Below are 21896 nucleotides of genomic sequence, written 5' to 3'. Positions count from 1 at the left end.
ATGCTTAATATTGCCGAAAACAAACTCAACAAAACCGTAGACCTTAAAAATTATAAGGCTATAGAGAAGGTAATGCATAAAAAGCATTATAAGCATTTTAATAGCTTTTTGCTTACATTCTCTGGCGTAGGTATTATTATTCTATTCCTTCCTTGGACACAAAATATTACAGGAAATGGATATCTCACCACCTTACGGCCAGAACAACGTGCGACCACAGTACAATCACAAATTCCTGGACGCATAGAAGAATGGTATGTACAAGAAGGAGATTATGTAGAAAAAGGAGATACCATTGTGCATATCTCTGAAATTAAAGATGACTATTTTGATCCTAATCTAATAGCGCGTACAGAAGAACAAATAAATGCAAAAGCTGGTTCTGTTGTAGCCTATCAAGGCAAAGTAAATGCATTGAATAATCAAGTAGCTGCCTTACAGCGAGAACGCCTTCTTAAATTAGAACAAGCACGTAACAAACTGTTACAATCCAAACTAAAAGTACAGAGTGATAGTATAGATCTGGAAGCAGCAAAAACAAATCTTATTATAGCAGAACGTCAATATGAGCGTACAGAGCAATTACAAGCAGAAGGCCTCAAAGCCACTAAAGATGTAGAAGACAAAAGATTAAAACTACAAGAAACACAAGCAAAACTCATCTCTCAGAAAAATGATTTATTAACCAGTAAAAATAATGTCATTAATGCGCAAGTAGAAATTACACGTACCGAAGCTGAGTATATAGATAAGATATCTAAAGCGCAAAGTGATAAATTTACGGCATCTTCTAGCGGTTTTGATGCAGAAGCACAAGTGACAAAATTAGAGAACTCCTTATCAAATTATCAGATCCGTAACAGTCTTTACTATGTACGTGCACCGCAAAGCGGCTATATCAATAAAGCCATTAGAGCAGGTGTAGGAGAGACATTTAAAGAAGGAGACGAACTCATTAATATTATGCCTGATAATGCAGATCTAGCAGTCGAGATGTTTATCAATCCTATCGACTTGCCATTGGCACATAAAGGGAGTCCTGTTCGTATCCAGTTTGACGGGTGGCCAGCTATTATTTTTAGCGGATGGCCCAATGTTTCTACAGGAACCTATGCTGGTAAGATCGTAGCTGTAGAAACCTTTATAAGCGATAACGGGAAATACAGATTATTAGTAGCACCAGACCCAAATGAAGAGCCGTGGCCAGACGCTTTACGTGCTGGTTCTGGAGCACGCGCCATCGCATTACTAGATGATGTTCCGATCTGGTTTGAACTTTGGAGACAACTTAACGGCTTCCCTCCTAACTATTATCAAGCAGATTCAGCAACCGAAAAGGCAACAACAAAATGATAAAACCATTTTTGCATATAGCTTTATTTCTTTTAGGGTCCGCTTTCGCGAAAGCGCAAACAACCACACTCCCCGAAGCCGAAAAAATACTAGGCTTTGAAGAATATCTTGGCTATGTAAAGCAATTTCATCCTGTGGTCAAACAAGCGCAACTTGTCTTAAGTGAAGGGCAGGCTGAAGTCTTAAGAGCCCGCGGAGGATTTGACCCAAAACTAGTTGCAGACTACGACCGTAAAGATTTTAAGGACAGTGAGTATTATGACCTTTTTGATGCAAAACTTAAAATCCCAACTTGGTATGGCGTTGAGCTAAAAGCAGGTTTTGAACGTAATGAAGGAGTGTTCTTAAATCCGGAGAACTTCTTGCCAGACGACGGGCTTTTTTCGGCAGGTGTGTCTGTAAACATCGGACAAGGGTTATGGATCAATGAGCGCATGGCAACCTTACGAAAAGCAAAATTCTTTAGACAACAAACAGAAGCAGATCGCGACTTACTCATTAATCAAGTAATTTATGATGCTGCACTTGCGTATTTTAACTGGTTGCAAGCCTATCAAGATGTCATTACCATAGAGCAATTTGTAAGCAATGCACTACTCCGGTATCAAGGAATTCAAAAAAATGTTGAAGTTGGAGAAAGTGCTCAAATAGACGCTACCGAAGCATTTATATCACTTCAAGATAGACAATTAAGCCTTGAACAAGCAAAGGTCACATTGTTTAATGCAAGAATGGAACTCTCCAATTTTTTATGGCTCAATAATGATATCCCCTTAGAGTTGGAAGACAATGTGATCCCTAATCTGGATATTAGAAGTGAGGTCGATATCTCCTTACAAATTGCAGGACAATCGCTGGAGACGTTTACGGTAGCCAACCATCCTAAACTACAATCGCTTGCTCTTAAACTAGAAGGACTCCAAGTAGACAGAAGCCTAAAGGCAAACAAGCTACTCCCAAAATTGAAGTTGGAATACAATTTCCTTACAGAAACTCCAGATATAGGAAATAGTTTTTTGGCCAATCAATATAAGGGGGGGATCAATTTTAGTTTTCCGTTATTCTTAAGGAAAGAACGTGGAGAGTTAAAACTTTCAAAACTGAAAGTACGTAATACAGAACTGGATCTGATTACAACAGAACTCACTATCGAAAATAATGTAAAAGCGATTTATAAGGAGTTAGATTCGTACACAAGGCAGAATACGCTTATAGTCGATATTGTAACAAATTATCAGGTATTGCTCACTGGCGAAGAACGTAAGTTTGAGTTAGGAGAAAGTTCTATATTCTTAGTCAACTCACGAGAGAAAGGACTGATTGATGCCTATCTAAAACAAAACAAACTTCAAAATGCCTTTTTAAAAGCAAAAGCGAAATTGTTTAAGAGTATAGGAGTACGCCCTGTATTGTAATATTCTTTTAATAATAACTTTAATACTTGACACAATATTAAGGTATAAGCATAAACGATTCCAGCTATTGGCTATTTGACTATAACTAAATAGCATTGGCTTTTAGTATAGATTAAACACTTTGAGTCTTTGTAGAAAGGGATTTTTTAGTTTTTAACTGATAAAAAGTATGCCCTAAAAGCTACCGACTAAATACGCTTAGCGATACGATCTTTTGCTAATTGCAAAATAGTATGAAACTGATCTTCTACATTGGTTTCTGTATTGTCAATTTCTATGGCATCGTGTGCTTTTACAAGCGGAGAGTCTTCACGAGTGGTATCTATCGTATCTCGCTCTACAACGTTGCTTAACACAGATGCATAGCTAACGGTATCTCCTCGCTCTAAAAGTTCGTTGTAACGTCTTTTAGCACGTTCTTCTGCACTAGCTGTCATAAATATTTTGAGCTCTGCATTGGGAAACACAACAGTTCCGATATCGCGTCCATCCATCACAATCCCTTTTTCTTCACCCATCCGTTGTTGCTGTTCTACGAGCTTTGCACGAACTTCAGACACGGTTGCAATAGGACTGACAAAAGAAGAAACTTCGAGCGTTCTGATATAACGTTCTACATTTTCACCATTCAGGCACACATCTGCTTTTCCAGTCGAGGGATTTTTCACGAAAGTGATCTCTACCTTATCTAACTTTTTAATAAGTGCTTCTTTATCAAAAAAACCATCGCTTATGAGTCCTTCACGCATCGCGTATAGGGTGACCGCGCGATACATCGCACCTGTATCCACATAAATATATTCAAGCCAGTCGGCTAGTTGCTTAGCAACCGTACTTTTCCCTGTGGATGAATATCCGTCTATGGCAATGATTATTTTCACAAAAGTGCTATTAAAAATACGAATGTAGAAATTAGAAATGGAGGGATGAAATAATATGGAAGTTTTTATTGGAGATGCTGGTTGTGGTAGATGTGCTGGATGCTGGATGCTGGATGCTGGATGCTGGATGCTGGATGCTGGATGCTAAAAATTAATTATTTTTTGGGATTTGGGATTTGGGATTTGGGATTTGGCTTACTAAAAAATAAAGAAATTAAAAACCAGCTACTGCAAATCAATATTCAATCCAAACAGACTACTTGCCGCTGCGCTATTAAAACGTGCGTAGGCATAGTTAAAACGAATTTTATTGATCTTAATTCCGATACCCGCACTAATCCCCGCAAAGCTTCGCTGATCGATAATACGTAACTCCTCACTACGTCTAAAATTATATCCTAATCTGATATTAAAACCACTTCTTGGGAAGAGTTCCACACCTACAATAGTATGCCGAATCACATTATCCAGAAATCCTATTTCTTCTCCTGTGGTATTCCCGTCAAGATCAGTAATGCCTCTCGCTTCATTTTCGAAAGCGATATTCCATAATTGAAGATTTTCAAATGTAAGATGCCATCGTATAGGAACATTGGGAACTATCTGAGAAATTCCAGCATCTATTTCTAATGGTAATTTTTCAATGGTATCTACATACGGAGTAATTTGTGTTCCTAGATTACGAACTACAGCGGCTACATTCAAATCCCATTTTTCGTAATTATAGATAAAACCAAGATCTACAGCTACACCAGCAGATGAGTATTGCTCTAGTTTGGAGGTAATCAACTTGACATTGGCTCCGACGTGAAAATCTGTATAGGGGATATTTGTCGCATATCCAATAGATAAAGCGGCTTCGCCACCTCCAAAATCTCCTGTCGGATTTCCGTTTTCATCTCTTCCATCAAAAGTTCCGTAGTTGATGTAGGTAATCCCTGCGTGAATTACTTGGGTACGTCTATCCCATAGATAAGCATAACTGGCAGTACCATAATTTATATCTGCCAGATAATTGACATAGTTTACAGACAATTGATTGTCCATTCTGTAATTGATGGTCGCTGGATTATAAAGCCCAGAATCAGGATCATAGTCGTAGTTTGTGATGACTTTGCCTCCTAGTGCGGCTTGTCTTGGTGATGTAGTTAGATTAAGAAATTGGTAGGTTGCACGACCTCCTAACTGCGCATGACAAAAGGTAGCTATTAAAAATAATACTAAAAATAAATATTTCTGCATGCGACTTATTCTAGTCTTTATAGACTACGTCTATTTTATAGGGTACCAAATGTACTATTTCAAAACGCATACAAGTATAATATATTTTGACAGGAGCGTAAAATATAAAAGGCGAGAATATAATCTCGCCCTTTCATTTGTATGCATTCTATGATTTTACCAAATATAATTTTAATACTCCCTTAAAATTATATTTGGTATTATAGCTTTTTTGCATTCTTCACTTTCTGTTTTGTAAGTGCCAATTCTAATACTTCGCTCATATCTTTGACATAGTGAAATGTCAATCCTTTCAAATAATCTGCTTTGATCTCTTCTATATCTCTACGGTTTTGCTCACACAAAAGAATCTCTTTTATTTTTGCGCGTTTTGCAGCAAGAATTTTTTCTTTAATTCCTCCTACAGGTAATACTTTACCACGTAGGGTAATCTCTCCTGTCATGGCAAGACTCTTCTTAACTTTACGTTGTGTAAATAAAGAGACTAGAGACGTTAGCATTGTGATTCCCGCGCTAGGGCCATCTTTTGGAGTTGCTCCTTCTGGTACGTGAATGTGTACATTGTATGTATCAAACATTTCAGGATTGAGCCCTAGTGTTTCAGCATTTGCCTTGATATACTCCATCGCAATGGTAGCACTTTCTTTCATCACCTTTCCTAGATTTCCTGTGATGGTGAGTACTCCCTTTCCTTTGGATAAAGCAGATTCTATAAATAAAATATCTCCTCCTACTCTGGTCCAAGCCAATCCTGTCACCACTCCAGCTACATCATTATTTTCATATTTATCACGCTCTAATCGAGGTGATCCCAATACTTCAATAATATCATCATTTGTCACTTTCACATTATAGTCTTCTTCCATGGCGATATTTTTTGCGCCATAGCGTACCATTTTTGCAATTTGCTTTTCAAGACCACGTACACCAGATTCTCTTGTATATCCTTCTACAATTTTTTCTAATTGTGGCTTTGCAATTTTAATCTGCGTATCATCCATACCATGCTCTTTTATTTGCTTTGGTAGTAAGTGACGCTTAGCGATTTCTACTTTTTCTTCAATAGTATATCCGGTGACATTAATGATCTCCATACGATCTAATAATGCAGGTTGGATGGTATTTAAACTATTTGACGTAGCGATAAACATCACTTTAGAAAGGTCAAAGCCCATCTCTAAGAAGTTATCGTGAAACTCACTATTTTGTTCGGGATCTAATACTTCTAATAAAGCCGAGGAAGGATCTCCTTGGTTTCCTGTACTTAGCTTATCTATCTCATCCAGGACAAATACAGGATTACTTGTCCCTGCTTTCTTAAGGCTTTGAATGATACGCCCTGGCATTGCCCCTATATACGTTTTACGATGCCCTCTTATTTCTGCTTCATCGCGTACACCTCCTAAACTCATACGTACATACTCTCTTCCTAAAGCTTCTGCAATCGATTTTCCTAAAGATGTTTTCCCAACCCCAGGAGGACCGTACAAACATAAGATAGGCGACTTCATATCGTTACGCAGTTTTAAAACCGCTAGGTATTCTATAATACGACGTTTTACATCATCCAGTCCATAATGATCACGGTCCAATATTTTTTTGGCGCGTTTTAAATCAAACTTATCGGTACTAAACTCATTCCACGGTAAGTCAAGAAATAAATCTAAATAGTTACGCTGTATACTATACTCCGCTACTTGCGGATTCATACGTTGCATCTTAGCAAGTTCTTTCTTAAAATGCTTTCCTACTTTTTCATCCCATTTTTTGTCTTTAGAACGGATACGCATTTCTTCTATTTCATCTTCAGAAGAAACACCTCCAAGCTCTTCTTGAATGGTTTTCATTTGTTGATGTAAAAAGTACTCACGTTGCTGCTGACTCATGTCACTTTGCACCTTACTCTGGATATCATTTTTAAGCTCCAGTTTCTGGCGCTCCATATCCATAAATTTAAGGGTCTCTAAAGCACGCTTATGAAGATCGTTCACTTCTAATAACTCCTGCTTTTCATCAACGGTAAGATTCATATTAGAACTTACAAAATTGATTAAGAAAGAGCTACTTTCAATATTCTTGATCGCAAAAGAGGCTTCTGATGGGATATTAGGCGAATCCTGAATAATCTGTAAGGACAAATCACGTATAGAATCAATCGCTGCCTTGAATTCTTTATTTGTTTTTGTTGGGCGCTTTTCAGGATACTCAGCAATACGTGCCATCATGTACGGTTTTTCTGAAGTCACTTCTTTGATCTCAAAACGCTTCTTCCCTTGAATAATGACAGTTACATTTCCGTCTGGCATTTTTAATACGCGTAAAATACGAGCCACTACTCCTACTTTATGAATATCATCTGCCGTTGGGTTTTCTACTTCTTCATCTTTTTGAGCAACGACACCTACAATTTTCCCTCCTTTATTTGCTTCATCTATCAGCTTGATAGACGTATCTCTTCCTGCTGAAATAGGAATCACAACCCCAGGAAAAAGCACCATATTACGTAACGGTAAAATCGGAATACTATCAGGAAGTTCTTCTCTATTAATCGCCTCTTCATCTTCTGGAGTCATTAGAGGGATTAACTCTGCATCTCCATCTATTTCTTGCAATGACAATCTGTCAAGTGTTGTAAATTTTGGTTTTGCCATACTATATATACGCCACTATGTCACATTTCTAATGGACTAGGGGCTTTATTTTTTTAATTAATTATCAGCGTATTAGATTTCTATAGGTACAACCCTATATATATACACTGTCTTCGCCATACAGAAGTCAATTGTTATGCCAGATTATTAGTGAAAATCTATTTTAAAAAGTCCGAAGGATGAATTCAAAATAGTTAGTTGAACTAATTCCGCTTTTTCCAGCGGGATCTTCGGTTTAATATCCTGAGCCTTGGGTTTAAGGTATAGGGTTCAGGGGTTGCCCTAAGGTTCAATACCTCTTATTATTTTTAAAAAGTATCTTTTACCTTCTTCTATGTATTTTTTTACGCTTTCGCGAAAGGGTATAATAGATTGTTGAAATCATTAATAAGTACATTTCAAAAAATTATGTTATTATACTTATATTTAAACAATTACACTTAAACCTTATAAATCAAAATATAAAATGATAATAGAAACAGCTGCTTTAATATCTGTAGGATCTTGGTTAGGGAACAAACTTTTAGATAAAGGTTTTGATGAAGTATATGATAAAATTACCTCGAAAAGTTTTGATGAAAAATTCTACAAAAAAGTAAACAATACTGCTAAAAAATTACAAAAAAAATATCCAGATGTTTTAGGTGGAAATTTTGAATATTTCTTTAAGCACGAATCTATCGTTAATGGATTAATGAAACTACTATTCATTGATTCAAAAGTTAACATTGCTATAATTGAAGAAAAATTTGATATAAAAACATTACCATCAGGTTTCATTTTAGAATTTATAACGCTTCTAAAAAAAGAACTTCATAAGGATATCTTCTTCAATGAATTATTAAGTAACAAAGAAATATATCTAATTACTTTAGGAATAGAAAACAAAATAGAAGATGTCTTAGAAATATCTACCCTTTCTTTTAACGAAGTAAAAGATCTAAGACAAATAATTGAATCTAAATTTCAAGATCAATTTGACTTTTCTGACTTCATAAAAAAATACAAAAAAAGTCTTATCAATAACTACACTTAATTGAATTTTATTGGATTAGGGCTAGATTTAAATGTAAAAAAGGGGAAAAGAAAAAAATTAGAAGATTTATTTGTAAAACCTATTTTCTCTGAAGGAAAAAAAATAAATAATCGGCAATTAGAAAATATTTTTGACAACGATAAAAGTATAATTATACTAGGTAATCCAGGGAGTGGGAAATCTATCCTTACAAAATTTATAACATTAAAAACGATAAAAAAAGAAAAAACAATATTCACTAATTCTGATATAACAAATAGAATCCCCTTTAGAATAGAGTTACGAAAATATCATGCTTTCAAAAAAGAGAAAAAAGGAGGGTTATTAAAATATTTAATTCATCTAATTGATCTTGAATATGCTATTTCTAACATTTTGCTTGAAAATTTAGAATTTATCCTAAATAATAAGCAAACATTGATAATTTTTGACGGGTTAGATGAAATCTTTGATATCAACGACAAATTATCTGTAAAAAATGATATCGAAAACTTTATTGATCAATACAAGAGAACTAAAACAATAACAACTTCGCGTATTATAGGATATAGTGATGCTCCATTAGAAGATAAAAACACTATTAGATTGACCATTAATAATTTTAATGACAATCAAATAGAAGAATACATAAAAAATTGGTATTCTATTGAGGAAAACAACAAAAAAATTAGGCAAAAGGAAATCAATGATCTTTTAGAAAAAAAGGATTTAATAGACAATGAGTTAATCTCAAACCCTCTGTTATTATCACTGATCGTCATATTATATAGAAACAATCTTAAAGTACCTGAATCTAAACTTGAAATCTATCAATCTTGCACAAAAACATTAGTCGACAAATGGGATCATAGTAAGAGCATGGAAATTAATTTATCAGAAGATATTTATAAACGTAAAGACACCATTTTTGCAGATTTAGCCTACTGGCAATACAGAGAGTTGAGTAACCAAGATGGTAAAGTAACCTATCAAAGAGCTAAAAATACAGTCGCTAAGAGTTTAACTGAAAAACTAAAAATTGCAGATGATTTTACTTCAGATTCACAATCTGAAGAGTTTTTACTATACGCACAAAAAAGATCCCTTTACTTTGATAATAATTTCACGCACAAAACATTTCTTGAATACTTTACCGCTTTCTGGATATTTTCTAATATTGAAAAGAAACATAAAAAAGGAGAGCGTAATGCTTTGATAGGTGAATATGTTACTAATTCTTATTGGCATATTGTACTTGAACTATTAATTAATCTAATTGATAAAGATCAGGCTGACAATGAAATTATAGATGACTTAATAGAATATCAACTAAAACTTAATGTAGATTCATCTATATTCTTTCTAGAAATTTTTGAAACAATACAAAATGTAAGCACCAGAATTTTTGAAGAAATTGTAAAAAAAATAATTTTTGTAATAATACACAAACAAGAAAAAGATATATATATTTTTAATCCAAGTTTTGACTTATTAAGTAAATATTTCAGAGATACTTATTATAGAAAATTAATCAACAAAACTTTTGAAAATTTACAATCAGCAAAAATTAACGAGTTAGAAATTACTGGGTTAAATTACTTATATGCAGAATTAATTCTAAAACATTCACATAACATAGAAAATTCACATCGTAAAGAAAACACATATACTATTGACAAACAATCGGAGGAGTACAAAATTTTCAATAGCTTCCCAGAATATATTTCAGAGGATAGTCCATTCTTGTCACTCTTTAAGACTTTAACTTTTGAAGAAGAAGAATTTAAAAAAAACCCTATTCCATTTATGTCTTTTTTTTTAAAAAAATTTCGTGATGTTTTTAGTGATGATTTGAATTCCAAGTATTCTGGAATCGGATACATTCCATTCCTTGATATAATTTTAAGAAATCTTTTAATAGCGCCTGATCATAAACTACTAGATAAAGGCATTAAGCTATTTGAGGAAAATAATATCTTAATGAATGAAATTATAAAACTACAGTTTAATAGCTCTATTTTTTATTATAATAATGATGAAAAAATAACAGCTATTATAAATACCTTAAATCAAACTCAAAATAAAAAATACAAAGGTTTAATTATGCCAATTTTATTTTCACTAAGATTTAACGATTTTACTGAAAAAAAATATTCAAATCTTAATAATTTAATAGGTTTATTTTCTGATAATAATTTTTCAAATGCTTTGAAATTTATCTTAGATGAAAATAATGATTCAAAATCTGTAACACAGTATATAAATAAATACATTGACAAGGAATATAATGATTTTTAAAAGTCTTTTTTAAAAAATTTCGTGACATTCTAAAAAAACAAAATTAGTCTTAAAAAATAGTTATACTAACTATATATAAAATAGACTACTTCATTACTCACAGAAAAGGTTACACATTCAAAATATTTTTTCACGAAAGTGTAACAAACCAAAAAAGCACGCATCTTTATAACAGAAGTAACCAAACCAATAAAGTGACATTAACCAATCGCGATATTACGGATCTTATTCCTTTGTGTAAAAAAGGACAGCAAAGTGCACAGCTGGAAGTTTACAATCGCTATTATAAAGCGATGTACAATACCGCCTTACACATTGTAAAAGATACCGCCGAAGCTGAAGATGTGATGCAAGAAGCGTTTCTCAATGCCTTTACAAAACTAGATAGCTTTAAAGGAGAAGCGACCTTTGGAAGCTGGTTAAAACGAATTGTGGTGAATAAAAGTTTAAATAGCTATCAACGAACCAAAAAGCGAGATGAAACGCCTATAGAAGATCATTTATATCGTATTGAAGATGATACAGAGGGTATTGCAGAAGCGGATCTAAGTCAGGTAAAAGCACAGCAGGTTTTACACGCTATGGATAGCTTAAAGGATAATTATAGACAAGCACTATCCCTTCACCTCATCGAAGGCTATGATTATGAAGAGATGAGTATGATATTAAATGTAAGCTATGCCAATTGCAGAACGGTCGTTTCCAGAGCAAAAGACAGTTTACGAAAAAAATTACAAAATTATGAAGAAGGACAATATAGAACAACTATTTGAGCGCCTAGATGGTCAGCTCAAAGTAGCAGAACCTAGCGCAGATCACAAAGCACGGTTCTTAAAAAAACTACAAAGTGCATCTCAGGTCAAAGAAGTTCCTGTACGCAAAATGAATTGGTGGAAACCACTTGCCGTGGCAGCAAGTATCGCCTTAGTTTTTATGATTACGCTTACGCGAAATACACTACCTGATGGAAGTGAACTTGCCGACGTGTCTCCAGAGATGGAACAAACACAGCAATTTTTTACGCAGACGATAGAAAGAGAACTCTTTGAAATCAACAAACAAGCAACCCCAGAGACACAAGCCATTGTCGATGACGCTACCAAAAGGCTCAAAACGCTAGAAGCAGATTATGATCAATTAAAGAATGATCTAGCTCAAAGCGGTCAAGACAAGAGAGTGATTTATGCGATGATTAGTAATTTTCAGAACAGAATAGATTTGTTACAGCAAGTATTAGAACATATAGACGCTATTAAAAAATTAAATGAATTACGTCCTTCTACATTATAGAAGACCTAATCATACCCATATTATGAAAACAAAAATTTATACTTTATTCTTTATCCTAATTACGATTCCTACGGTTGTATTGGCATACAATGGTTTTAAAGGACAGTATACCAAAGAGAAGAAAATAAAAAAGGAGTTTACAGTCAATCCTGATGCGCGTTTAAAAATAGACAATAGCTACGGCAATGTAAATATTGTCTCTTGGAATCAAAACAAAACTGTTATTGAAGTATTTATCAAAACTAATGGTAATAACGAAGAAAAGGTACAGGAGAAGCTGGATGAGATTAATGTTGTATTTGATGGGAGCGCTAGCTTTGTAAGCGCCATCACAAAACTTAATCAAGGAGGAGGTCGCTCTTGGTGGAAAAGTTGGAAAAGCAGTAACGTGAATATGGAAATACGATATGAAATAAAAGTTCCTGTAACCAATGCTATTGACATTAGTAATGACTACGGTGGTATCTCTATCAACAAAATACGCGGGAATGCAAGAATAAACTGCGACTATGGAAAACTTACAATAGGAGAACTGCTTGGAGAAAACAATAGTCTCAGCTTTGACTATACCAATAACTCTACTATTGAGTATATGAAAAGTGGTCGTATCACGGCAGATTACTCAAGCTTTAATTTAGAAAAAGCAGGTAAAATAGAACTAGACGCAGATTATACCAAAAGTGAATTTGGAACTATAGAAAATCTTAACTATGTATGTGATTATGGAAAACTACAAGTAGGAACTGTACGTGAACTTACAGGAAGAGGAGATTACTTATCTACGGCGTTTGAAATTATCCGAGGCAATGTAAATCTTAATACCAGCTACGGTTCTGTACGTATTAATGAACTTAGTGCTACCGCTGGTGATGTGGTTATCAAAAGTGATTACACAGGTATTAAATTAGGGTATCATAGTGACTACACTTTTACCTTTAATATTTCTTTGGAGTATGCAGGGTTTAGTGGTCAAGAGAACCTAGAAATTACAAAAAAACGTATTGAATCTTCAGATAAATATTATGAAGGATATTACGGAAATGCTAACAGTCAAAATAACATTAACATCAACTCTGAATATGGTGGAGTTACATTCACAAAATTATAAATCAATCTAAAAATCAAACATTATGAAAAAAGTAATCACAATCTGTCTCATTCTAGTAACTTCATTACAAGTCCAAGCACAATGGTGGGGTAAAGGAGAAAAAGGAAATGGAAATATCACAACCATTACGAGATCTGTAGGCAGCTATGACGAAGTGAACGTTGGAGGATCCTTTGACGTAGAACTTGTTGCTGGTAAAGAAGGAACTATCACGATAGAAGGAGATAGTAACCTTATGGAATATATCGTTACAGAAGTACGCGGAAACGCCCTTAAAATTAAAGTAGAAAACAACAAGAATATACGTGCCACAAAGAAAATCAAAATCACAGTTCCTTTTCAAGATTTAGATGAAGTATCACTTGCGGGTTCTGGAAATATGTGGAACAAAGATGTAATTAAAACCACCAACTTTAGAACCTCTGTTGCAGGTTCTGGTGACCTTACCTTAAAAGTAGATGCTGATAGTGTAGATGCAAGTGTAGCGGGTTCTGGAGATCTTACCCTCACTGGAAACAGTAGAGATCTGGATGTAAGTGTAGCAGGTTCTGGAGAAGTACACGCAAAGGATTTAAAAGCAGATAATGCTGTCGTAAGCGTAGCTGGTTCAGGAGATATCTCTGTATACTGTAGTAAAAGTATTAGAGCGCGTGTAAGTGGCTCTGGAGATATCGATTATTATGGAAATCCGGATAAGCAAGACACCAAAGTTTCTGGATCTGGAAAAATCAAAATGCAATAAAAAATATTGGATCCTATATAAAAAATGCTCTCCAGATGGAGAGCATTTTTTATATAGGATATTCTTGTTATTTAGTGATTAATCCTCACTAACTCTTAATCTGAAAGATCCATCAGTAATCGCTATAGTTTCACCAGGATTAGATTCGTTATATATTGTACAACTAAATGTTCCTTCTATGGTTTGACCCGCTTCAAATAGATTACCTGCTACAAATATATTAGCTTCCTCTGATGATTGAATACTAAAAGTGCTACCCGATTGTGATCCTCCTAAAGTGTTGAAAAAATTGTCCTCAGAGGGAGAATAACCAAATCCTACTCCATATTCTGAATCTGAAGTACTGTAAGAATAATTACCCGTAGGAAAAGCTAAATTAATCGCTTCACTTTCAGGTGTTGTAGTACAAAGATCATTAAGGCTTAGTAAATTATAAAACTCTACACCAGATTGTGGTATAAAGCTATCATTATTGGCATTTAAACCAGGACCGTAATCTCTTGCACAATCGTCACCAACTGGACCTGAAAAACTCATGTTTGTAAGAAAATCTGCCGAAGTACTTGCTGTGTCAAAACGCATATCAACAAGTTCTCCATTTGCCCTAAATGTTATAAAAAAAACACCATCTATTCCTGAATCATCATCATCGTCACCACCGCCATCAGTTACAAGATTACAGTCAGTACCCAACTCATCCAATAGCATTTGTAGCGTACCCCCTTCATCTCCACAAGTAGCTATAAAACTGTTAATAGTCGCTCTAAGAGAATCACATCCTGCTTGAGCATCGGCTGGATCTAAACCTATAAGTGCTATTTGTGCCTCAGCGATAGCAAGGAGTCCAGTTTCTGCACAAAATACAGCTGGATCACTTCCGTCTGGAGTACTAGAAAATTCCCCTTCTAATTGCTCATCGTCACAAGAAATAAAGGTTATTGCTGTACATAGTAAAAGAAAAGATAGATAGTAGGATATTTTTTTCATGCTAAAATAGATTTGTAAACTTCTAACGCAAACTTAAGTAAAATATTCTAGTCTGTTTTATTAAAATGTTTCAATGTAAAGATGAGTGCTTTTTTTATACGCTTTCAAAGAGCCTAGCGATGCTGAAGTTTATACTGAGCTTGACGAAGTACGAAAGCGTACTCTAAAATACAGCATCCTATTATTTTTCTTTCTTTGGCACCTTTTTTAATAGTAAAACACCCACACCAAAAAATAAGATTAAAAATATAATAGAGTATCTCATACTCTTTGTTACTTCCTGCATGGTTAAAAACATAATCATCCCAAATACAATTCCTATTTTTTCTGATACGTCATAAAAACTAAAGTAGGAAGTAGTGTCATCTGTTTCTGGAAGAAACTTAGCATAGGTAGACCTTGAAAGTGCTTGCACACCTCCCATAACCAAACCTACAACACCTGCAGTGATATAAAATTGGATAGGTGTGTACACAAAAAATGCCCACGCACAAATCCCTATCCATATCATATTAATAACGATAAGTGCTTTAATATTTCCAATTTTTGAAGACAATTTTGATGTCAAAAATGCTCCTAATACAGCAACCAATTGAATTAATAAGATACTTGTTATAAGTCCAAAGGTTTTATCAGTGTCCCCCCAATCTAATTCTTCGGCTCCAAAATACGCAGCTGCCAGCATTACGGTTTGAACTCCCATACTGTACACAAAAAAAGCGATTAGGTATGATTTTAAACGAGGTTTATGTTGCATCTCTATCCAAATGGCCTTAAACTCTTTAAAGCCCTGATAAAAAACACTTTTAGATAAGCTACCATCACTCTTATTACCTTTGGGCAAATAGAGATAGGTATACTGACTAAATACAATCCACCAGACCCCAGTTAAAACAAATGAAAAGCGCATCATGGTTACTTTGTCTTCTCCACTTTCTTGACTCATAATCATGATTAAACAAGCAACTAGAAGAATCACACTCCCTATATATCCTAGAGAGAAACCCTTGGCACTGATACTATCATGTTGGTCTACATGAGCTATGTCTGGCAAGTATGAGTTGTAAAACACCAAACTCCCCCAGAAACCTATAAGTGCGAGCAAATACAAGGTAAGACCTATATAGATATGCTCTATGGAAAAAAAGTATAATCCTATCGTACTAGATGCTCCCAGATAACAAAAGAACTTTAGAAAAATCTTTTTATTTCCTAAAAAATCAGCGACACCAGAAAGTAATGGAGAAATCATTGCTACTATAGAGAAAGCAACTGCTGTTGTTCCAAAGATTAAGGAACTACTCTTCCACTCTTTCCCAAAAACGACTAAGGTATTTATTCCTTGTATTTCGAAAATAGCATCGTAAAATATGGGGAAAATTGCAGATGCAATGACCAGACTATATACAGAGTTTGCCCAATCATAGAATGCCCAAGCATTCAAAAGTTTCTTATCGCCTTTTTGTAACAGTATCTTCATAGCACTAAAATAAGAAAGCTACACGATTGCGTAGCTTTCCTTATGATATATTATTCTTAAATCTTTATTGAAGTTGTTTAAAAGACTTTTTTATTTAAATGTAGTCACTCCAAATTTGGCAGCTTCTTGTTTGGCAAATGGTGCTTTTGCAGTGAGGTTTGCAATTCTAGTATCATTAGACGGGTGTGTACTTAATATTTGTGGTGGTGCTTGCCCGTTACTTGCCTGTTTCATGCGTCTCCATAAATTGGCAGCTTCGTCAGGATTATATCCTGCAATGGCTGCTATGACAATTCCTATCTCATCTGCCTGTGTCTCATGAGAACGGCTAAAAGGTAGCATCGCTCCTACTTGTGAAGCCAGACCATAGGCTTGCATCCAAGTGGCTTGTTGTTCTTGACTTTGTCCAGCTACTCCTGTTCCAACAGCAACCCCAAGCGCTCCTATTTGCTGTAACTGTGCGGCGCTCATACGCTGTGCTCCGTGGTCTGCAAGTGCGTGTGCTAACTCGTGTCCCATTACCATCGCGAGTCCTGTTTCTGTTTGAGTGATTGGTAAGATTCCAGTATAGACCACAATTTTACCACCTGGCATTGCCCAAGCATTAATAGCCTCATCGGCTACAAGGTTATATTCCCATCTATAATCTTTAAGATAGCCTGGCTCACCTAATGAAGTGAGGTAACGTTCTGCAGCAACTTTAATTTTTTCTCCTACACTTTTTACCATTCTTGCATCTTCCGTTCCTGTTATTACCTTATTTTCAGAAAGAAACTGATCATACTGCTGAAATGCCATAGGGAATAGTTGAGCATTGCTTACAAAATTTAGCGTTTTCTTTCCTGTAAAAGGGCTTGTTTTACAAGCGCATATTAATACAACAGTTAATAGAAGGGTACATAATTGCTTTGTTTTCATGGCTATTATTCGTTTAGTCACTAAAGTTACGAATTATCTGTGTTTCCGAAAATTTGTAACTCCGTAAAATTCTTAGTTACTTCGATAGAGCACGCTTTTGAATCATAATTTACACTTTCTAGTGACACCTTTGTATTGTCTACTTCTATTTCTTTGATTTCAAAAGGGAGTCCTATAAACTGTATTCTGTACGTTTCATAAGGCGTGATAAAGCTTCCTCTCTTATGCTGTTGTAAAACACAATCTTCTTCTCTTCCGTGAAATTTAAAAGTTCTATAACTATATCTTTCTTTTGTATAATCATAACCGTCCTGGGCATCTTCATAAAGATTTGATGAATGTTTTCCTAATGCATAATGTACTTCAAGTTCTACTTGTTCGATCTTCTTCTCTCCTACATATTGTTGAATAGGATATTTAGGAATAATAGATCCTGCTTTTATAAACAAAGGCATACTATCTACATCTGCATCTACCCATTGTTCTTTCCCTCCTTCTACAGGAAGTTTGTCCCAGTAATTATACCATATACCTCTCGGTATATACATACGTCTCCCTTTTGCATTAGGTTCCAAAATAGGACACACTAATATCTGATGACCAAAAACAAATTCATCCGTTCTATAATGGGTTTGTAAATCGTCTTGATCAAAATATACAAGCGGTTTTAATAGCGGCGTTCCATTTTGAGTGTACTCATGGAACATAGTATACAAATAAGGTAATAATCGATAGCGTAGGTTGATAAACTTACGAGCAATATCAGTGACACCTGGATCAAATGCCCAAGGTTCTTGTTCTCCGTGATGTCCAGAAGAATGCGTTCTACAAAATGGATGAAAAACACCAAGCTGTATCCATCGTGCATATAATTCTCCTGTAGGTTGTTCTGCAAATCCTCCTATATCTGTTCCCGTAAAAGACATTCCTGAGATACACATACGTTGCACCTGAATATTAGCTACCCATAAATGCTCCCAACTTGCAACATTATCACCTGTCCAAGAAGAGGTATATCGCTGTGCGCCACTATATGCAGAACGTGTAATGACAAAAGGACGTTTTGGATACGCAAATTTCTTGACGCCTTCATAGGTAGCGCGTGCCATTTGTGTTCCATAAATATTATGTGCTTTTCTATGACTACAAGGATTGCCATCATAATCATGTCTTACATCTGGCGGAAATGTCTTTCCTGGGACTTCCATAACCGCTGGCTCATTCATGTCATTCCAAACACCTTTAACGCCTATTTCGCTAATAAGTTCTTTAAAAAGACCTGCCCACCACTTACGTACTTCTGGATTGGTATAATCAGGAAAATTACATTCTCCTGGCCATACTTTACCTTTCATATAAGGACCGTCTGCACGTTTACAGAAATAATCATTTTCTACACCTTCTTTATAGACACTGTAATCTTCATCGATTTTAATGCCTGGATCTATGATTACAATGGTTTTAAAACCATCATCGGCAAGTTCTTTAACCATGCGTTTTGGATCTGGAAAATATTCTTTATTCCAAGTAAAACATCGGAAACCATCCATATAGTCGATATCCAGATAAATTCCATCGCAAGGAATCTTCAATTCTCTAAACTTAGCCGCTATTTCTTTCACATTGCTCTCTGGATAATAGCTCCATTTACATTGTTGATATCCCAATGCCCACATAGGAGGTAATTCTGGTACTCCAGTAAGATTGGTATAACTTTTTACAACATCAGACATAGAAGGCCCATAAATGAAATAGTAATTCATCTCACCGCCTTGTGCCCAAAAGCTAGTCACATCCATACGTTCGTGACAAAAATCAAAAAATGTTCGAAACGTATTGTCAAAGAAAACTCCATACGCTTTCTTTTTATTCAGTCCTATGTAAAAAGGAACACTTTTATAGATAGGATCCTGATCTTTACCAAAAGCATACTGATCTGTAGCCCAATTTTGCACACGCTTACCACGTAAATTCATGTGCATTGGCTTATCACCTAATCCATAAAAACTCTCGGCATGTTGTGCCTTTTTACTCATTTTGACGATGTTTCCGCCAAATTCAAAGCTTTCTTCATAATGAAAGCCTAACTCGTCTTCATTAATCAAAGTACCTTTCAAATCATAAATTTTGGCTTGAAGGCTTAGTTTTTCTATATGAACAACAAGCTTTGAAGTCGTTACAATATAGTTAACATCATTACTAGTTACTTCTAAGTGATTATAACCTCTGTGTGCATCTTCATCTATAGCATAAGAAAAATCATTTTCAAAAGCACCACCTGTCGCATATCTAAAACGCAATACACTGTCTCTTAAAACAGTAAGCTGTAGGATAACGTGATTTTGGGTTTTGAAATATAACGTATCTACTTCTTTGGAAAAATCTATAATTTGATTGGGAAATTGGTTCCCTTTTTGTTGCAATTCTGTATTAATAATCATAGCATCATTATTTTAATATTCAAATAAACACTATCTATTTAAAAGATGGAAATTAATCGTAATAAGTTATTAACGCTAACGTTTTCGTAGTGTAGTTATCTTGTTTTTTGTGAGGATTTTTACGCTTTCGCGAAAGCGTATAGAGATTTATAGCCAAATAACATTACACTTTTAACTCCAATACGATTCCTGCTAGCGGTGGCACCATAATTTCTGTCGAATGTGTTTTACCATTCCACGAAGTTTTGGAAACAGTTAGTTTTTTGTTGTGATATTTTCCAGTTCCTCCATAGATGGTAGCGTCGCTGTTGAAAATTTCGAGTAAGCTCCCTTTTAATGGGACTCCAATACGATATTTAGGACGAGGAACAGGCGTCATATTAAACACTCCGATTATTAATGTATCGGGTTTATTACCTCTACGTATGTAGCTTAACACTGCATTTTCACTATCGTCATGAGCGATCCACTCAAAGCCTTCTGCTTCAAATTGTTTTTCATAGAGTGCGGGTACTGTTCTATATAAATGGTTAAGATCTGCTACTGTTTTCTGTACGCCTTTATGAGTATCATATTGTAGCACATACCAATCTAGCTGATCTTTAAAATCCCACTCAGTACCTTGCCCAAATTCACTTCCCATAAAAAGAAGTTTACCTCCTGGATGTGTATACATATAGGTGTAAAGCAATCTGAGATTTGCAAAGCGTTGCCACTCATCACCAGGCATACGACCTAAGATAGATTGTTTTCCGTACACTACCTCATCATGGGATAATGGCAACATAAAGTTTTCTGTAAACCCATAAGTCATACTAAAACTAATCTCGTTATGATGATGATTTCTGTATAGAGTATCTCTTTTAAAGTAGTTTAAAGTATCGTGCATCCACCCCATCATCCATTTCATACCAAATCCTAAACCGCCTACAAATACAGGCTTGCTTACCATTGGGAAACTTGTAGATTCTTCGGCGATGGTTTGTACGTCTGGGAAGCTAGCATATACTTCTTGATTGAGTTCTTGTAAGAAACTAATCACGGCAAGATTTTCTCTCCCGCCCTGATCATTGGGTTCCCACTCGCCTTCTTCTCGGCTATAATCAAGATAGAGCATAGAGGCTACAGCATCTACGCGTAAACCGTCTATATGATATTGATCTAGCCAAAATAACGCATTACTGATCAGAAAAGAACGTACTTCATTTCTTTCATAATTAAAAATCAATGATTTCCAATCGGGATGATATCCTTTACGACGGTCTGGATGTTCGTAACAAGCGGTTCCGTCAAAATTACCGAGTCCGTGGGCATCTTCTGGAAAATGAGAGGGTACCCAATCTAAGATGACTCCAATATCGTTTTGATGAAACGCATCGATGAGTGTCATTAATTCTTCTGGGTATCCAAAACGAGAGGTAGGTGCAAAATACCCTGTAAGTTGGTAGCCCCAACTCGGATCATAGGGATATTCCATGATAGGCATCAACTCTACGTGTGTAAAGTTCATTTCTTTGATATAAGTTACTAGTTCAGTTGCGAGTTCTGAATAACTTAAACTTCTATTTTCTTCAACGTTACGTTTCCAAGATCCTAGATGGATTTCATACACAGAGTAAGGCGCTTTCAAGCTGTTATGCTTGTGTCGCTTTTTCATCCAGTCCTTGTCTTTCCAGACATGATCTGTACTATAGACGATAGAAGCCGTTTTAGGCGGATGCTCGGCACGTCTGGCAAAAGGATCTGCTTTTTCGGTAACAATTCCGTTATGGTTAGAATGAATTTTGTATTTGTAGGTATCGCTATGACCAACGGTGGGAATAAATCCTTCCCAAATACCGCTGGCATCCCAACGTACCTGAAGCTTATGTTCGCCATCTTGCCAGTGATTAAAATCACCGATCACTGATACTTGGTTTGCACTTGGTGCCCAAACAGCAAAATAGGTTCCTTTTACACCGTCTACCGTGCAAATATGCGAGCCCATTTTTTCGTGTAAACGAAAGTGTTTTCCAGCTTTAAACAACGAAATGTCAAAATCTGTAAATAGACTGTAGGTTTGTACACTATTCATA

General features: G+C 35.3%; 16 protein-coding genes. 8 read left to right on the top strand and 8 right to left on the bottom strand.

Going from position 1 to position 21896, the window contains the following annotated elements; genetic code table 11:
• Positions 1-1353, top strand: coding sequence for an HlyD family efflux transporter periplasmic adaptor subunit (locus Q0505_RS17600; protein WP_299215693.1), 1353 nt, complete (start codon positions 1-3; stop codon positions 1351-1353).
• Positions 1350-2768, top strand: a complete 1419-nt coding sequence (locus Q0505_RS17595) for a TolC family protein (protein ID WP_299215691.1) — start codon at positions 1350-1352, stop codon at positions 2766-2768. The genes Q0505_RS17600 and Q0505_RS17595 overlap by 4 nt, the downstream gene beginning before the upstream one ends.
• Before the next feature lie 188 nt (positions 2769-2956).
• Here the strand turns inward: Q0505_RS17595 and cmk are convergent, their stop codons facing one another.
• From cmk to lon, 3 genes are all read right to left on the bottom strand, one after another.
• Positions 2957-3649 carry a (d)CMP kinase gene (gene cmk / locus Q0505_RS17590; RefSeq protein WP_299215689.1) on the bottom strand — a complete coding sequence of 231 codons (693 nt, stop codon included), beginning with the start codon at positions 3647-3649 and terminating at the stop codon, positions 2957-2959.
• A 225-nt stretch (positions 3650-3874) separates the two neighbouring features.
• Entirely contained in the window at positions 3875-4891 is a 1017-nt protein-coding gene (porQ, locus tag Q0505_RS17585; protein WP_299215687.1) for a type IX secretion system protein PorQ, read from the bottom strand.
• A 200-nt stretch (positions 4892-5091) separates the two neighbouring features.
• Positions 5092-7542, bottom strand: a complete 2451-nt coding sequence (gene lon, locus Q0505_RS17580; RefSeq protein WP_299215685.1) for an endopeptidase La — start codon at positions 7540-7542, stop codon at positions 5092-5094.
• 466 nt (positions 7543-8008) lie between these two features.
• Between lon and Q0505_RS17575 the strand changes: the two genes are divergently transcribed.
• The 6 genes from Q0505_RS17575 (at position 8009) to Q0505_RS17550 (ending at position 13995) form a co-directional block, all read left to right on the top strand.
• Positions 8009-8578, top strand: coding sequence for a hypothetical protein (locus Q0505_RS17575; protein ID WP_299215683.1), 570 nt, complete (start codon positions 8009-8011; stop codon positions 8576-8578).
• Positions 8579-10855 (top strand): NACHT domain-containing protein, encoded by a 2277-nt coding sequence (locus tag Q0505_RS17570; RefSeq protein WP_299215680.1) that lies wholly within the window; start codon positions 8579-8581, stop codon positions 10853-10855.
• Positions 10856-11049: 194 nt separating this feature from the next.
• Positions 11050-11628 carry a sigma-70 family RNA polymerase sigma factor gene (locus tag Q0505_RS17565; RefSeq protein WP_299215679.1) on the top strand — a complete coding sequence of 193 codons (579 nt, stop codon included), beginning with the start codon at positions 11050-11052 and terminating at the stop codon, positions 11626-11628.
• Positions 11597-12145: a hypothetical protein gene (locus Q0505_RS17560; RefSeq protein WP_299215677.1), complete on the top strand. Its 549-nt coding sequence runs from the start codon at positions 11597-11599 to the stop codon at positions 12143-12145. Before Q0505_RS17565 ends, Q0505_RS17560 begins: the two co-directional genes overlap by 32 nt.
• A 22-nt stretch (positions 12146-12167) precedes the next feature.
• A complete protein-coding gene (locus Q0505_RS17555; RefSeq protein WP_299215675.1) occupies positions 12168-13253 on the top strand; it encodes a hypothetical protein in 1086 nt (361 codons plus the stop codon).
• 22 nt (positions 13254-13275) lie between these two features.
• On the top strand, positions 13276-13995 hold the full coding sequence (locus tag Q0505_RS17550) for a head GIN domain-containing protein (protein ID WP_299215673.1): 720 nt from the start codon (positions 13276-13278) through the stop codon (positions 13993-13995).
• Positions 13996-14073: 78 nt separating this feature from the next.
• Here the strand turns inward: Q0505_RS17550 and Q0505_RS17545 are convergent, their stop codons facing one another.
• From Q0505_RS17545 to glgB, 5 genes are all read right to left on the bottom strand, one after another.
• A complete protein-coding gene (locus Q0505_RS17545; protein ID WP_299215671.1) occupies positions 14074-14982 on the bottom strand; it encodes a hypothetical protein in 909 nt (302 codons plus the stop codon).
• Positions 14983-15163: 181 nt separating this feature from the next.
• The gene (locus Q0505_RS17540; RefSeq protein WP_299215669.1) at positions 15164-16462 is read right to left on the bottom strand and encodes an MFS transporter; all 1299 of its coding nucleotides are present in this window, start codon (positions 16460-16462) and stop codon (positions 15164-15166) included.
• Positions 16463-16552: 90 nt separating this feature from the next.
• Positions 16553-17380 carry a M48 family metallopeptidase gene (locus Q0505_RS17535; protein WP_299215667.1) on the bottom strand — a complete coding sequence of 276 codons (828 nt, stop codon included), beginning with the start codon at positions 17378-17380 and terminating at the stop codon, positions 16553-16555.
• 26 nt (positions 17381-17406) lie between these two features.
• On the bottom strand, positions 17407-19821 hold the full coding sequence (locus Q0505_RS17530; RefSeq protein WP_299215665.1) for a glycoside hydrolase family 31 protein: 2415 nt from the start codon (positions 19819-19821) through the stop codon (positions 17407-17409).
• A 163-nt stretch (positions 19822-19984) separates the two neighbouring features.
• Positions 19985-21895, bottom strand: coding sequence for a 1,4-alpha-glucan branching protein GlgB (gene glgB, locus Q0505_RS17525; RefSeq protein ID WP_299215663.1), 1911 nt, complete (start codon positions 21893-21895; stop codon positions 19985-19987).
• Position 21896: the final 1 nt, after the last annotated feature.

Source organism: uncultured Dokdonia sp. (genome assembly GCF_937910895.1).
Lineage (GTDB): Bacteria > Bacteroidota > Bacteroidia > Flavobacteriales > Flavobacteriaceae > Dokdonia.
The sequence above is the reverse complement of the archived record's forward strand: the minus strand, read 5'-3'. Positions and strand labels throughout refer to the sequence as shown.

Bases quoted from the DNA above. Each gene is read 5' to 3' on its own strand.
- Q0505_RS17595 (WP_299215691.1), top strand. From the start codon at position 1,350: ATGATAAAACCATTTTTGCATATAGCTTTATTTCTTTTAGGGTCCGCT.
- Q0505_RS17545 (WP_299215671.1), bottom strand. From the start codon at position 14,982: ATGAAAAAAATATCCTACTATCTATCTTTTCTTTTACTATGTACAGCA.
- Q0505_RS17530 (WP_299215665.1), bottom strand. From the start codon at position 19,821: ATGATTATTAATACAGAATTGCAACAAAAAGGGAACCAATTTCCCAAT.
- glgB (WP_299215663.1), bottom strand. From the start codon at position 21,895: ATGAATAGTGTACAAACCTACAGTCTATTTACAGATTTTGACATTTCG.
- Q0505_RS17550 (WP_299215673.1), top strand. From the start codon at position 13,276: ATGAAAAAAGTAATCACAATCTGTCTCATTCTAGTAACTTCATTACAA.
- Q0505_RS17560 (WP_299215677.1), top strand. From the start codon at position 11,597: ATGAAGAAGGACAATATAGAACAACTATTTGAGCGCCTAGATGGTCAG.
- porQ (WP_299215687.1), bottom strand. From the start codon at position 4,891: ATGCAGAAATATTTATTTTTAGTATTATTTTTAATAGCTACCTTTTGT.
- Q0505_RS17555 (WP_299215675.1), top strand. From the start codon at position 12,168: ATGAAAACAAAAATTTATACTTTATTCTTTATCCTAATTACGATTCCT.
- Q0505_RS17535 (WP_299215667.1), bottom strand. From the start codon at position 17,380: ATGAAAACAAAGCAATTATGTACCCTTCTATTAACTGTTGTATTAATA.
- Q0505_RS17600 (WP_299215693.1), top strand. From the start codon at position 1: ATGCTTAATATTGCCGAAAACAAACTCAACAAAACCGTAGACCTTAAA.
- lon (WP_299215685.1), bottom strand. From the start codon at position 7,542: ATGGCAAAACCAAAATTTACAACACTTGACAGATTGTCATTGCAAGAA.
- Q0505_RS17540 (WP_299215669.1), bottom strand. From the start codon at position 16,462: ATGAAGATACTGTTACAAAAAGGCGATAAGAAACTTTTGAATGCTTGG.
- Q0505_RS17575 (WP_299215683.1), top strand. From the start codon at position 8,009: ATGATAATAGAAACAGCTGCTTTAATATCTGTAGGATCTTGGTTAGGG.